General features: G+C 50.2%; 13 protein-coding genes. 6 read left to right on the top strand and 7 right to left on the bottom strand.

The features are described from left to right. Positions 1–82 precede the first annotated feature (82 nt). The 3 genes from CHL74_RS01570 to CHL74_RS01560 form a co-directional block, all read right to left on the bottom strand. Complete coding sequence (locus CHL74_RS01570; RefSeq protein WP_094879375.1) at positions 83–481, bottom strand: DUF2023 family protein; 399 nt, start codon at positions 479–481, stop codon at positions 83–85. Between the two features lie 42 nt (positions 482–523). Beyond that, positions 524–1,021, bottom strand: coding sequence for a flavodoxin FldA (gene fldA, locus CHL74_RS01565; protein WP_094879374.1), 498 nt, complete (start codon positions 1,019–1,021; stop codon positions 524–526). 129 nt (positions 1,022–1,150) lie between these two features. Beyond that, on the bottom strand, positions 1,151–3,553 hold the full coding sequence (locus tag CHL74_RS01560; protein WP_094879373.1) for a hypothetical protein: 2,403 nt from the start codon (positions 3,551–3,553) through the stop codon (positions 1,151–1,153). Between the two features lie 723 nt (positions 3,554–4,276). Here CHL74_RS01560 and CHL74_RS01555 point away from each other — a divergent pair. The 4 genes from CHL74_RS01555 (at position 4,277) to CHL74_RS01540 (ending at position 8,164) form a co-directional block, all read left to right on the top strand. Then, positions 4,277–4,795 carry a T9SS type A sorting domain-containing protein gene (locus CHL74_RS01555; RefSeq protein WP_094879372.1) on the top strand — a complete coding sequence of 173 codons (519 nt, stop codon included), beginning with the start codon at positions 4,277–4,279 and terminating at the stop codon, positions 4,793–4,795. A gap of 41 nt (positions 4,796–4,836) precedes the next feature. Beyond that, positions 4,837–5,730: a hypothetical protein gene (locus CHL74_RS01550; protein WP_094879371.1), complete on the top strand. Its 894-nt coding sequence runs from the start codon at positions 4,837–4,839 to the stop codon at positions 5,728–5,730. Between the two features lie 70 nt (positions 5,731–5,800). After that, positions 5,801–7,186, top strand: a complete 1,386-nt coding sequence (locus tag CHL74_RS01545; RefSeq protein WP_094879370.1) for a hypothetical protein — start codon at positions 5,801–5,803, stop codon at positions 7,184–7,186. A gap of 174 nt (positions 7,187–7,360) precedes the next feature. Beyond that, the gene (locus CHL74_RS01540) at positions 7,361–8,164 is read left to right on the top strand and encodes a hypothetical protein (RefSeq protein ID WP_094879369.1); all 804 of its coding nucleotides are present in this window, start codon (positions 7,361–7,363) and stop codon (positions 8,162–8,164) included. A gap of 528 nt (positions 8,165–8,692) precedes the next feature. On the opposite strand, the gene argR is transcribed toward CHL74_RS01540, so the two are convergent. Together argR and CHL74_RS01530 are read right to left on the bottom strand one after the other, a co-directional pair. Beyond that, positions 8,693–9,169: an arginine repressor gene (gene argR / locus CHL74_RS01535; protein ID WP_094879368.1), complete on the bottom strand. Its 477-nt coding sequence runs from the start codon at positions 9,167–9,169 to the stop codon at positions 8,693–8,695. Positions 9,170–9,413: 244 nt separating this feature from the next. Beyond that, the gene (locus tag CHL74_RS01530) at positions 9,414–9,959 is read right to left on the bottom strand and encodes a hypothetical protein (protein WP_094879367.1); all 546 of its coding nucleotides are present in this window, start codon (positions 9,957–9,959) and stop codon (positions 9,414–9,416) included. Positions 9,960–10,086: 127 nt separating this feature from the next. On the opposite strand from CHL74_RS01530, the gene CHL74_RS01525 reads away from it, so the two are divergent. Next, a complete protein-coding gene (locus CHL74_RS01525) occupies positions 10,087–10,443 on the top strand; it encodes a hypothetical protein (RefSeq protein WP_094879366.1) in 357 nt (118 codons plus the stop codon). A gap of 149 nt (positions 10,444–10,592) precedes the next feature. Continuing rightward, a complete protein-coding gene (locus CHL74_RS01520; RefSeq protein ID WP_094879365.1) occupies positions 10,593–10,946 on the top strand; it encodes a hypothetical protein in 354 nt (117 codons plus the stop codon). A gap of 907 nt (positions 10,947–11,853) precedes the next feature. On the opposite strand, the gene CHL74_RS01515 is transcribed toward CHL74_RS01520, so the two are convergent. After that, positions 11,854–13,017, bottom strand: a complete 1,164-nt coding sequence (locus CHL74_RS01515) for a MalY/PatB family protein (protein WP_094879364.1) — start codon at positions 13,015–13,017, stop codon at positions 11,854–11,856. Positions 13,018–13,039: 22 nt separating this feature from the next. Next, positions 13,040–14,212: a PLP-dependent transferase gene (locus CHL74_RS01510; protein WP_094879363.1), complete on the bottom strand. Its 1,173-nt coding sequence runs from the start codon at positions 14,210–14,212 to the stop codon at positions 13,040–13,042. Positions 14,213–14,366 lie beyond the last annotated feature (154 nt).

The following is a 14,366-nucleotide window of genomic DNA, read 5'->3' as shown; positions in this document are numbered from 1 at the left end:
AAGCAATAATTCTTCAAAAAAAAAAGATGGCAGGGAATGTCCTTGCCATCTTCTTATTATATATACCAGCTATAGCTCACGCTTAACTTGCGTTCTTGCATTGGTTGTCGCAATGACCGTTGCATTGTCTGTTGCATCTGTTCTTGCGTTCACAATAACGCTCGCATTGTGCGCAGATGTCGTATCCGAGCATTGTGCCGAGCATGAAGTCCTCTTCAGGAGTGAGCAGGTTTAGCGGTCGCGTTACGATCATCCGTATGGCGTTGAGACATTCCTCCCTGCCGAAATACAGATTGAGGCGGTCACTGCCAACCGGCTGGACTATGTAGCTGATGTTCTGGCTCTCCAGCCTTCGTATGGCGAACTCCTCATATTTTCGGTTGAGGGTGAAAAGCACCATACGGCGCACACCCTTCTGGTATTCATAGATGTGGTTCATCAGAACCTTCATGTCTACGGGTAGCACATTGGGTTGTTGCATGATTGACAGTTTTAGATGGATGAATGTTCGGATAAAAGGTGATTAGAGGTTGGGCTGGATTTCTGCCACCCAAGCTTCGATGCGCTCGTCGGTCTTGTCGTCCTCGTTGACCTCGTCAAGAGCCAGACCTACGAAGTGGCCGTCAACCACCGATTCTGAGTCGTCGAAGGTGTAACCGTCTGTGGATACGGCTCCGATGACGTCCGCACCGGCTGCCTTTGCGGCATTATATATCTCAGCCATACCACCTACGAACGTGTCGGGGTAAGACTCCGAGTCGCCGCAACCGAACAGAGCCACGGTCTTTCCGCTGAGGTCAGCACCCTTCAGCACCTTTACGCCGTCATACCAGTCGTCCTGCATCTCACCGGCACCCCATGTAGAGGTGCCGAGGATGAGGTTGTCATTGTCAGCAATGACGCTGCTGTCAAGATCTGTAACGTTGATGATATTGTCCACACCGAGCTTGCCTCCAATCTTGTTGGCAAGTTCCTCACATGTGCCTGTACTTGTGCCGTAAACGATAACTGTTTTCTTCATTTTCTCTTTGCTTTTATATTAGTTAATACATACGATTCGTGCTTCGTATTTCTCTGTTGCAAAGATAGTTAGCTTACGGTTAACGCACAATACCTAAATGTGATGATTTGGAATTGCGGACATGCGCCTTTATCTCACCACCACGCGCACAGCCTGGTCTGCCACCTTAATAATATATACGCCGGGAGCGAGGCTTACGTCGGTGGTGCCGGGGGCGAGAGTGCGGGTGAGCGCCTTCTGACCCGTTACGGTGAATACGTCAAGCACGGCGTTGTCGGCTGTTGTCACGCTTACGCCACCTGCTACTGTGGTCACGCTTGACTCGGTCTTGCCAACAGTCTGAATGCTTGTGGCAGGAGCCTTGACAAGCATCATGTCTGAAGGAGAGGAAGCCACGGCATCCTTGCGGTTGCCATGATAATAGCGCAGACCCGTCACACGGTAGTAGATGTCATGGCCTGGTCCGAAGTTGGGACGGTCCATATACATCGACTTTGTGGTGTTGTTGTCTGTAATAACTGAGCTGGTCACCACTTCCACCTTGTCGCCAGCCTTCACCTTCTGCGTCACCTTGATGTAGTCGATGAGGAACGTACGGTAGTTGTTGCTGTAGAATGTCAGCTGCTCCTTCTTTGTGCAGGTCGGGATGGTGACGGTAGCCTCAACGAAGCCACCCTCCGGGAAGCGGATGGCGCTGTAGGCAGCAGGATTGACACCCTGTATGACGAGCCAGTCGTCCTCCGTACCCCATGCACGGACAGTAACGTCGCACTCGCCTTCATTATGGCTGAGGTCCATAGCGGGAGTTACGATGGCACCCGGAATCTCTCCCTTTACACCACTCGACTCCATACCTCCGAGCCATCCGTCAACGCATTGCAGCGACGAAGCCTTCCATCCTGCAAGGTGTGTGAGGTCGTCAATCGGACCGTAACCGCTGGTGTATTCGCCCTGCTCTATGTCGCCATTGGCGATGTCGGCCTCTGTCTTGTCCGACTTCACCTTCGAGAAGTCTTCATAAAGTATTGTGTAATCGTCAGTATCCTTGTCGATGGTGTTGAGCTGCACCTGCTCCACACGGAAGACGTCCACCTTGTTGCCGCATGTCCAGTTGGCTGTATATCCGTCAGAAGTGATGTCCGTAGGCTCAAGAACGGTGGGCTGGCTAACGGCGAACACCTCTATTTCCTTGGAAGGCTCTGACACGTAACGGCCAGAAACAGCCTTTACGGTATAGAAATAGTCGAACTCAGGATCCAGTCCTGTAACGTCGTAGGTCATGTCGGCTTCGGCGTCAGCGTTCTTCTGCGCTGCCACCTTGAGGTCCTTAAGAGCGTAAGTGAGTTCGGCAGGTTCTGGGTAAGCGTACGTCACATTGTCGAAAAGCACAGCGGTGTTGTCGCCCTTCACCGGCACATACTCGAACTTAATGGCATAAACCTTCTCGAAAGCCTTAAGGGCTGTAGTGATGTCGAACACCTTTCCGTCGCGAGCCTCATCAGAAAGAAGGTCTGCCACGTCGATGTACTTCCAGGGATAGAGTCCGTACTCCGTGTCCACCGACACCTGTATGTAGCTGCCGTCAGGCACTTCGGTCTGCGCGGGCTGCGCCTTAATCCAGAAGCTGAATGCCGTAACGCCGTCCTTCATTACGGGAGTGGTGAAAGCGTCGCCCTCGTCCACCAGTCTTATAGCCTTGGTGCTGCCGTCTGGTCCCTCGCCCATAGCCACATGAGGCTTCGTGAGGTCTTTCCATTCAAACGACCATCCCTCGGGAAGGTTGGGATTTGTGGCATTGAGACGACCTTCGCTGTCAGCGTCTACGGCTTCAAAGCCCTCGCTGACGGTGATGGTGTTGCCCGATTCCTTCTTGGAATATACGTTGAGCAGATAGCTCTCCGCACCAGTCGGAGTCCACACAGCACGGAAGCTATGGTCGGTAATGTTCTCCGCATCCTGCGCAGTAGGTGTCTGGATTGACTTCTGCTTGCGCTCCACACGGATATCGTCAAGGAGTATGGTGGCTTCGGTATTGGCAAAGAACTGGAAACCGGTGGTCTCGAAGTTGCCCTTATCCGAGGAGAAGCTGAATGACTGCCATTCTTCTGTAAGCGAATAGGTCTTGCGTCCGAAGTCGACGAGTCCCTTGCGGCTGAGGAAGATAAGGTCGAGAGCATTTCTGCCCGTATCGTCCTGTCCCTTGGCGAGGCGTGCACGGAAGGTGATGGTCACGTCGCCCGACATGTCGCCAGCCGGAGTGTTGAGGAACCATCCGTCCTTGATGGCGATGCATCCTCCTGCCGAATAGAGTCCGATGCCTCCCCACTTCTTATATGACAGACTGCTGTCATAAGGCTTGAGGGCGGAAGGATTGATGAAGTCGCCCATGTCGTCCACCAGCATATTGGCGTCAGGATTGTCCTCCGTGCCCGCTGTCAGACCCGAGAAGTCCTCATTGATGAGCACGGTCTGCGCGTTCGCCGTAAGTACGGCAAGCAGCAACGTAGTGATAATGGTGTAAATCTTTTTCATAAAAACTTAATTGTTTAGGGTTATTATGGATGCAAAGATAGCGTAAACCGAACAAAACGCCATACAAAAGAGGGGTGTATATTTACAAATCAACTGCAAAATGACGTGTAAGAATTCACAAAAACACCGAAATGATCGAAATTGGCCATTTTTTGTCAAGAATATACAAAAGGGAAACACACTTATACACTAATTTTGTAAGCGAAGAAAGAAAACAGATATAGCTAAATAGAAAATCAGAGCGCCACGGGAGGGTCTATATTCATTTGCGACTTGGGGTCGCGATATAATATTTTCCAATAAAATACGATAAGTTTAAGAGCAGCAAGACAGCACACCCAAGACCCTCCCGAGCGTGCTCCAAACACAAAAACGAAGTTAGTAATAAGAACTGAATAAGTGAGTGATTAGTAAAAAACAGACGGTGGGGAGGGTACGGAGCAGTCCGTTCTCTCCCCTTTATTTTAGGAAGAAAATAGCAATGATTATATGATGAGGTATTTAGAAGAATACATACTTGCCTTTTTTATATATTTAATTATGCAATTATTATTAATTAAATATTAATATTAACCCTATATTTACTAAAAATAAATATTTAGTGTTTCTTTTATTTTCCTTACTTTTCGTTTGTATTTACCAATTTTAATATCTACTTTTGCATTATCATACATAGAGGTATGACACAATGACAATTCTAAAACGTAAAAAACACAAGATTCTATGAAGAAAAACGTCATTACCCCAATGCGCCGCGCAATGCGTCGCGGCATCGCTTCGATGTTGCTCATCTGCGGCATGTGCCAGCCGGCGCTTGCTGAGGAGCAGAGTCTGCTCACGCTGCTGTTCAATGACGGCCACAAGCAGAGCTACGTGCTTGCCTCACGCCCAAAGGTAACGTTCGATGCCAGCACGCTTTACGTGGCCTCTGAAGACGTAAAGGACGAGTATGTGCTCGCCGATGTCAGCAAGTTTGTCTTTGACAAGGGCGACATCACAGCCATTGCAGCAGTTAAGGACGGCGAGTGCCGCCTGACTTTCGTAGACGGAACAACAGTGGAAGTGGAGGGTATAGGTGCCGCTACAGCCGTGCGTCTGTATGACGTAGCCGGTAAGAGCATCACTGCCACCAAGGCTGACGCCAACGGCAAGGCTGTCGTAAGCCTCGCATCATGCCAGAACGGCGTTTACGTAGTAAGCGTGGAAGGCGGCAAGTCGTACAAGGTGATAAAGAACAAGTAAGCCAGCATACCTATACCAAAGTCACATTATATATAATATATATGAAGAAGATTTACACCATCATAGCCGCGCTCGCTATAGCCACGGGAGCCACGGCACAATCGTTCACGGTACATACAAAGGACGGCAAGACTGTCAAGTATCATTGCTCTGACGTGGACAGCATCAGCTTCGACAATGAAAAAGAACCCGAGGTGGTAGCGCCGCGCATCGGCGACATCTATTACAGCGACGGTACATGGAGCACAAAGCTCAAGGAAGGCGCCACACCTATAGGCATCGTCTTCCGCGTCGGCATAGCCAGCGACATGAGTGACCGCGAGGCTTTCTATACGAAGAAGGACGGCGTGACACCGTTTGACGAGTTTCACGGTTACGTAGTGGCTCTTCGTGACGCCACAGCGAAGGACGACACCAACGAAGGTGTATGGTGGAGCGCTTTCGACTCAAAGTTTACGGGTACTGGTGCCTCAACGAACACAGCTGACTTCCTCGGCTACACCAACACACAGTCAATCGTCGAGACAGCCATCCGCGACAAGGGAGAGCTGAACGGTTCAACCAATAACTATCCTGCCACCTACTACGCCACAACAGTATACGAACAGACGTGCCCCGCACCCGAAAGCAGCTCAGGATGGTTCCTGCCGGCAGCAGGACAGATGGAGTATCTCTTCGACCGCGTCTACTTTGACGAAGACGGATCGGGACGTTCTTGTGTTTCAGCCACTTTTGAATTGCTGACCGAAAACCTCGCCACACCATTGTATGAACCCGACTCAGAATACTGGACCAGCACGGAGAAGGTGGACTCTTACGGCACTTCCACATGGGCTTACTATTTCAGCTTCGACTCTTCACAGTTCAAGCCCGGCTTCGTGGCTGCCTACCGCAAGAACAGCGAAATACGTGTCCGCTCAATGCTGGCATTCTAAGATGAATGCTTGAAACACACCATATTCAACTTTAAACCGATTAAGAACATAAGCAGTATTTTCCTGAAATATGAAAACCAACAAGTTTCTTATCCTGGCCATCATGCTCATCTCCGCATTGACGAGCATCAACGCCCAGTCGTTCCACGTATATCGTAACGGTGGCAACGTATCTGACTTCACCATAGCCGACGTAGACAGCATCGTATTTGACGCTCCCGAAGACGAAGGACCGCGCTTCCATCTCGAATATTCAGGACTGACATCCACCTCCGTCACTCTCTCCGTCACACCGGAGGACAACTCCGTGGCTTACTATTATGACTGCGTGACGAAGGAACAGCTCGAGGATTCGAACGGTTCAATCGCTTCCGTCGTTGAGGGCTACCTCTCTTATCTGCAGCAGAGCTACCCCACTCTATCTATGGAGAACATCCTTGAGGCAATCCTCTCAAAGGGTCCTGCCACTGACGACGTAAAGGGTCTGCCCGCCGGCACCGACTTCATCTTCTACGCCATCCCCGTAAACAAGGAGGGAAAGTGCTACGGCAAGCCGACAACAAAGAACTTCAGCACGCTGCCTGGCGGCGATCCTGCTGAATGCACGTTCGACATCTCATACACAGACCTTACAGCAGACGGATGCAACGTCATCATCAAGCCGTCTGACCCGTCAGTACGTTACTGGATGGGCATCACTCCGTTCAAGGATTATCCCGGCGACAAGGCTCTTGCTATGGACGTGAAGGAGAACATCGAGTCGTATGCACAGTCAAAGGGCATGACCGTAGCTCAGGTTGTCAAGGGCGTTACGTTCACCGACAACATCGAGTCGCAGGAGTCAGGACTTGACCTCAACACTTCTTACTATATCTACGCATACGCCATGAACGAAGACGCTTCGGCAGCAGGCAAGATATACAAGCTCAAGTTCACGACTCGCGCTTCAGGTGCTTCAGACGCTGACATCAGCATCAAGTATCGCTATTACGACGGCGACGACCTCTACAACATGGACCCGACGAAGTATGCCAACATGAAGGGACGCGTATATATGCAGAGCGTGGTTACGCCTAACGACGACGCTGCTCACTGGGCTGTGGCTCTCGCCAAGGGCGACTTCACCGACGAGACAATGTTCCCGGACGAGTCTACGAAGAACGCCGTGCTGCAGGGTGGTTATCTCAGCGCCACACAGAAGAACTTCGTGGCAGACTGGACCACATGTACGCTGCTCTACTTCGCTGCTGACGCTGCCGGTGTGGACGGCGAACTCCACCGTCTGCTCGTCGACTTCAAGAAGGAAGGTGCAAGCCCCATCTCTACATTCACCGAAACTGTGGAGGCTCCCGCACAGGTATCTCGTCTGCTCGTTCCGCGCCGCCAGTTCAACTCCGTTGCACGCAGAATGATGAAGAAAGGCAACGCTGCCATCCATCGTACGCTGGTGAAGTAAAAGAACCGAGATTTAAGAATATAATACAATAAAGAAAGCGTTTGGAGAATTAAGGGATTTCGCCCAATTCTCCAAACGCTTTTTTTGTTATCTCCATTTTATTATTTACATTTGCAAAATCATAGAGAGTTATATGATTATATTGTCAATATCAACACATTTAAAAAAGGAAACATGAAAAAAGCAATTATCCTTGCAGCAGCTCTTGCTCTGACATTCTCAAGCTGCGGCAACAAGACACAGAACGCAGCAGCCAATGCTGATTCGGCAGCCGTAGTAGCTAACGAGGAAGGCGGTGCCGAGCTTAGCGCAGACGACCAGACCACCATCGACAACCTCACAGCCGAGCTACAGAAGGCGATTGACGCCAAGGATGCGAAGACCACTATTTCGGTTCTCGCCAACCTCCAGACCATCTATAAGAACCTCGCTGAGGAAGGCAAGTTGGAAGAGGCTAAGGCTTACGGTTCTGCCATCAAGAAGCTTGTCAATGACAATGCTGAGTCGTTGAAGACCATCGCCAGCGGCAACAGCACGGTGGAAAGTCTCGTAAACGGCATCATCAACCTACCTACATCTGCTGCCGCAACTGCTGAGGACGCAAAGGCTGCCATCACAAGTGACGTGGTTAAGCTCGCTTCTCCTGCCATTGCAAAGGGAGAAACGGTCGTGGAGACAGCCAAGGCTGCCGCCGAAATGGTGAAGAACGCTCCTGAATCCGTGAAGAACGCCGCAGAGAACGCCGCAAAGTCAGCTGTCAACAATGCTGCCTCAACAGCAGAAAACGCTGCAAAAACTGCCGTAGACGATGCCGCTGCCAAGGCTAACGCCGCTGCTGCAGAGGGAAAGAAGAAATTGGAGGAGAAAAGAAACGCCGACCGTCAGAAAGCTGCCGAAAAGGTGAACGAGGCAAACAAGAAGGCTAACGAAGCCGTTAACAAGGCTGCAGACAAGGCGTTGAAGGGATTAGGACTGTAGTCCTGTTTAGCAGTGAGATAATAAATGAGCTTGCAGTGCAAACTTAGGAGACTATGGCGTCTCGCCATAGTCACGCACCCACAAATGCGAGCAGATTGAGTATGAGCTGCGGGTTCCGCGGAGCGGGACTGATGACCTGCTATGGGAGGCTGCGGGGCTACGGCGAGACGCCATAGCCTCCTATGTTTGCCTTGTAAGCCGTAATTATAAACTAAACAATTCAAAATCACAGGCGAAGCCGAGAATAATTCAAAATTCACCGCTCGGCTCTGCCGCTTGCCTAAGCAAGAACTCCTAATTCAAAATTCGGTGTAACGCACCGATAAATTGCAGTTTATTTAGTTGAGAGTTGAGAATGGAGAGTTGAGAGTTATGATATGTATGATAGTTAATCATATTGATTATAATATACTTAATAAGGTAATCATCGCTCGGCTTTGCTGCTTGCCTTAGCAAGAACTCTCAAATTTCAACTCTCAACTCTCAACTTCGTTAGATAAATTTCTGTTTAGCTATGAGGATATTCTCTTATTCCATTCCAGGTATGATGCCGCCGAGGTCTGCCATCAGCTGTTCCTTCGTGACGCCTTCACGTAGGACGATGAAGATGGTGTCGTCGCCGGCTATGGTGCCGAGGATGTCGTCAATGTTACTGTTGTCGATGTTGTAGGCGATGGCACTTGCGTAACCGGGACGCGTACGTATAACACCCATGTTGCCGGAGAACGTGATGGAACGGTAGCCGGGGATGCGAAGCATCTCGGAAGCCGATCGTGGCGAGGCTACACGCTTATACATCGTCTCGTTGGGCAACACATAGACGTACTTGCCGTTCATGCTTGCCGCCTTAGCAACCTTCAGCTGCTTGAAGTCGCGACTCAGCGTGGCTTGCGTTACCTGATAACCTTCCTTTGCCAGAGCTTCCAACACCTCTTCCTGACTGCCCATCTCATTGCTTGAGATAAGCATCTTCAATGTCTCTATTCTATCACTCTTCAGTTTCATAAGTATTATTGTTTGGATTATTACGTTTGTATAATTATACGTTTGCGAATACAAAAGTACAAATAATCGAATAATTATCCAAACATTCTTGAATAAAAATCCACGGAAGTTCCGTTTTATTCAACTAACTCCCCATTTCTGGTCATGTCGCGATAGATGCCGTCCACGATGGAGTCCGCCAAAGAGATATGCGCTCCTGTATGTACATCGGGGCGAGTTGCGCAATACAGCTGCTTTCACACGACTATAGCAGCTCTTTTATCCAACTAAACGTCTTCGTCCACCTCCATATAGTGGTACGCGGCAAATCCGTAATATTCCTTATCTGAGGATTCGACATACCGATACGCATCAGGTAGCACACCTGCATCTGCTGATTGTTCAAGACAGTTACACGGCTGAGCAGCATATCGCTGAAGTCAGGATAGACACTGTCAACGGCAGAGAACAGACGCTTCCAGTCCGCCTCATCCATCCTCCTCTTGCCATCAGCCGCCAAACGCACCCACGCTATGACGTCATCGGCATTCTCCTGCATCTCGGAATGACGCAGCTTCTGCAAGAGCGACTGGCTTTGCCGGCGCTTTTCCTCCAACTGACCTTGGGTTTCCTCAAGAAGCATGGTCCGTCTTATCATCTCTGCCTGCGAGCTGACGAAGGCACGCTCTTTCCTGCGCATATAATATATCGCAACGACATATACCAATATCACCATCAGGACAAGGGCGATAAGGACAGCAAGCATGTATCGGTCTGTGCGTGACTGTAAGTAATAAATTTCATCTGACATACCACAAAGGTAAGCAGAAAATGCAAGAAACTCATATTTTACGAAGGTTTTAATCTATGGTTTCGCAGGAAAACCATTAATTTTGCAAATTATCCCGTTATAACAAAACAGTCAAGAACACTCACTCATGAAGAATAACCCGGATTATTTCATTGCCATCTTTTATGTGGCAGCCATACTGCTACGCTATCTGAAAGCAAGGCGACTAATCGACCTCCAAGATATAAAGAACAAAAGATTTCTGACTGACCAGGTATTGGGGATTGAGAAGATTTCGATGTGGGCGACTGTTCTGTTCATGAGCAAGCATAGCGGCGTTACCGTCTATTCTTCAGCCACGTGCATCTTGACCGTCATCTCAGGAATGCTGTTTCTGCGAAGCAATAAAGAAGCGTCGCCACTGGAGTTTCTCTCCAGCATATCCTGCATGGCGCTTATAGGACTGACACACATAGCATGGTACGTTCTCATGCTAATCGAATAAGGACACAGTTGATTATCTGCATATTACTACGTCTTTTCCAGAGTTGGAACAAGGTGGAACAAGGTTTTATTTCGCGAAAAAGCAACATATCGTAATTTTGCAACCAAGAGAATGCGAAACGCAGATATAAAAAATAAAACCTATAAGTTATGACATTAAAAGAATTTGTGACGGTCCTTATTCTGGCCATACTGGCTGGCTTGGACCAATGGGAACTGAGGCGCCGTTTGCGCAAAGGCAACGTAGATGCACAAACAATACACGCGAGGAGCATGGTGAATCTCACCGCAATGCTGATGCAGTCAACGATTCTCATCATAATAATATCGCAAGGTCTGTCGCTGCTGAGCGCCATCTTCACCGCCGCCACTTTCATTACAGCCATCTGGACGCTATACAATGACAACAAAAGCGGACAAAAGCAGCAAGCATGGAAGATTATCAGAATAATAATCGTCACTATGCTGGCGAACATAGGAGGATGGTACATGGCAGGGCTGTAACGTATAGACGCATCCCGTATGATGTTGAGGATGATAGTCGGTCCCGCTTTGCGGAACCAAGAGGAGGAGAGGGTGATGCTTATCCCACAGCTGCGCTCCTTCGGAGCTTGCAGTGGGTTTCTGAGGGATACGTGTCCCCTCGGGACACGGCGCTGATTGATGTTCTGATATGGGAGGCTGCAAGCAAATAGAGTATGAGCTGCGGGTTCCGCGGAGCGGGACCTATATCATGAAACCCACTGCAAGCTCCGAAGGAGCGCCGCTGTGGGTACGTGCAATACTTCCACCCCATATAGTTCCCCGAAGGGGGACTGATAGATAATCAGCTATGGGAGGCTGCGTGGCTACGGCGAGACGCCATAGCCTCCTAAGTTTGCCCGGTCTGCTGTAAATCTAAACTGAATAATTCAAAATCGCAGGCGGAGCCGAGAATAATTCCTAATTCAAAATTCACCGCTCGGCTCTGCCGCTTGCCTAAGCAAGAACTTCTAATTCGGACGCCTTGCCGTCCGACACAATATTTGCATTTCTAACGCTCAATACTATGAGCTGAGCGCACAACAAAATCTTTGGTGCGAAATTCTCGAGTTTTGAGCGTTTGGAGCCAACGTGCTTATACACAGCAGGTTATGAGGTTTCATGACGAAGCGTTATGAAATCAGACTCGCAAACGAGCCGTTTTTTGCTGCAATAGCGCCACTTTTACACCCTAATAGTGCCACTTTTATCATGCAATAGCGCCACTTTTACTGTCTAATAGTGGCACTATTGGACTGTAAAAGTGGCGCTATTGTTAAGCATGGGTGCTGTTTGCACAGCAAAACACCGTAAAAACAGCAATCTAAATCTCTAGAATCATTTTTTATTTTGTAACATGTTTTTACTCTTTGTACGATATTTGCATGGCCTAATTCAAAAGTCTGCATAGCGCTTCCTTCAGCACGCTACGCGGCGCAGCCACATTCATTCGCATAAATCCCTTGCCACCCATTCCGAACATCTCGCCATCGTTGAGCGCAAGACGGGCACGGTTGACAAAGAGATCGATGAGGGCGTCGTGGTCGAGTCCGAGGCCGCGACAGTCGAGCCATACGAGGAATGACGCCTGGGGACGCAGAGCGCGAACCTGGGGAAGATTCTCCTTCAACCATGAGATGACGAAGTCGACGTTGCCCTCCACATAGCGCAGCATCTGACGACGCCACTCCTCGCCTTCACGATAGGCGGCGATGGTGGCGATGGGCGCGAAGAGATGCGGCTCGTCCAGCTCGTTGGCGGTAAGCCATGAGAAGAACTTCGAGCGGAGCTTCTCGTCGGGCACCACGCAGAAAGAGCTGACAATGCCGGCGATGTTGAACGTCTTGGACGGCGCCATGAACGTGATGCTGCAATGCGCTGCCTTCTCTGAAACCGATGCAAATGGATGGTGCTTGTTGCCGTAGAGCGCCATGTCGCAATGTATCTCGTCGCTGATGACGATGATGCCACGCTCGTAGCAGAAATCGGCGAGACGGCGAAGCGTATCCACGTCCCAAACTATTCCGGCAGGATTGTGCGGGTTGGAGAGGATGAGCACGCGGCACTTAGAGTCTGCCACCTTTGCAAGATTGTCGAAGTCCATGGAGTAAGAGCCGTCGGCATTCTCGATGAGCGGATTCATCACCACCTCACGACGGTTGCCTTCGGGAGTGAGGCGGAAGGGATGATAGACGGGCGGCTGGATTATCACCTTCTCGTCCTCCTTCGTGAAGACGTTGATGACGAAGCCGATGCCCTTCACGATGCCGGGGATGAAGCGCATCCACTCCTCCTCCACCTCCCACTGATGATGGTCGGCTATCCAAGTGCGGACGGTCGGCCAGAAGTCGCGTGGCACGATGGTATAGCCGAAGAGCGAGTGGTCGAGACGGCGGCGAAGCGCGTCGGTGATGAACTGGGGAGTCTCAAAGTCCATGTCTGCCACCCATAGCGGCAGCAGGTCGGAACGTCCGTATCGTTCGGCAAGCACCTCATGCTTGAGGTCGCACGAACCTGAACGGTCCACAATCTTATCGAAGTCGTATGTTGTCATGCTAATGCGTGTTTGATGTCGGTCATGCCAATGCTTGTTTGAAGTCGTCGAAGAGATCGTCCACGTCCTCCATGCCCACGGAGATGCGGATGGTGGTGTCGAGCACGTCCATTGCGGCACGCTGCTCGTCGTTGAACGGGCCGAAGATGGTGCTGGCAGGATGGATGGCGAGGGTGCGGTTGTCGAAGAGGTTGGTGGCACGGCGGATGAGCTTCAGGCTGTTGATGAACTTGAAGCAAGCCTCTTTCGACTCAAGGTCGATGGTGAACATGCAGCCGGCGGTCTTGCCGAACTGGCGCTGCGCTAATTCGTAATAGGGATTGTCGGGCAGACCTACGTAGTTGACGCTCTTGATGGCAGGGAGCGTGCGGAGACGATTGACGAGAGCCACGGTGTTGCGCACCTCATACTCGTAACGTGCCTTGAGGTTCTCCAGTCCGAGGTTCTGCATGTAAGCCACATGGGGAGTCATGTAAGCACCGAGATTGAAGAGCATCTCGTCATGGAGGCGACGGGCAAACTCGGGATGACCTCCATAATCGATGACGATGCCGCCGAGAGTGGTGGCGCCGCCTGAAAGATACTTGGTGGTGGACACCACTTCGATGTCGACGCCAAGCTCATGTGCGCAGAACTCTGTGAAGGGAATGACCGTGGTGTCTGCCACGAGAGGAATGTTATGCTTGTGGGCAATGCTTGCCAAAGAGGCAAGGTCAGCCACCTCAAGCTGCGGATTGGTGATAATCTCAAGGAAGATGCAGCATGTGTTCTCGTCTACGGCAGCCTCCACTTCTTCGAGGTTGGTAAGGTCGCAGAGATGAGGAGTGACACCCAGACGCGGCAGGGTCTTGGTGAGGAGCGAGTATGTATTGCCGAACATGTGGCGCGATGACACCACGTTCTTGCCCTGCTCAACGAGAGAAAAGAGAGCGCCGGAGATTGCTGCCATACCTGACGACATGGCTGTAACGCGCTCGGCACCGGTGAGAGCCTTGATCTTAAGCTCGAGGTAATTGACCGTAGGGTTCATCACACGCGAGTAGTCGGGCTCCTCAATGCGTCCGCAGAAAGCGTCGGACATTACGGATGCGTTGTCGAACTCGTAGGCGAGCGTATGATATACCGGCATGCTGAGTGCGCCGTATGCGTCGCCTTTCTGGAATGGGGTGTCAATAGCAAGTGTCTGCTTCTTCATGACAATAAAAGCTTATTTATTAATTACGCCGCAAAGTTATATCATTTTTATGGTTTAAACGTCATTCCACTTGCTTTTTGTTTATTATAAATACGTAAAAACAATACAAACAATCATATATACGACATAATATATAATATGTACGTGCTACGTA

The organism is Prevotella sp. 885, from assembly GCF_002265625.1.
In the GTDB taxonomy this organism is placed as follows: domain Bacteria; phylum Bacteroidota; class Bacteroidia; order Bacteroidales; family Bacteroidaceae; genus Prevotella.
Note: the sequence above shows the minus strand (reverse complement) of the source record. Positions and strands in the feature narration are given on the sequence as shown.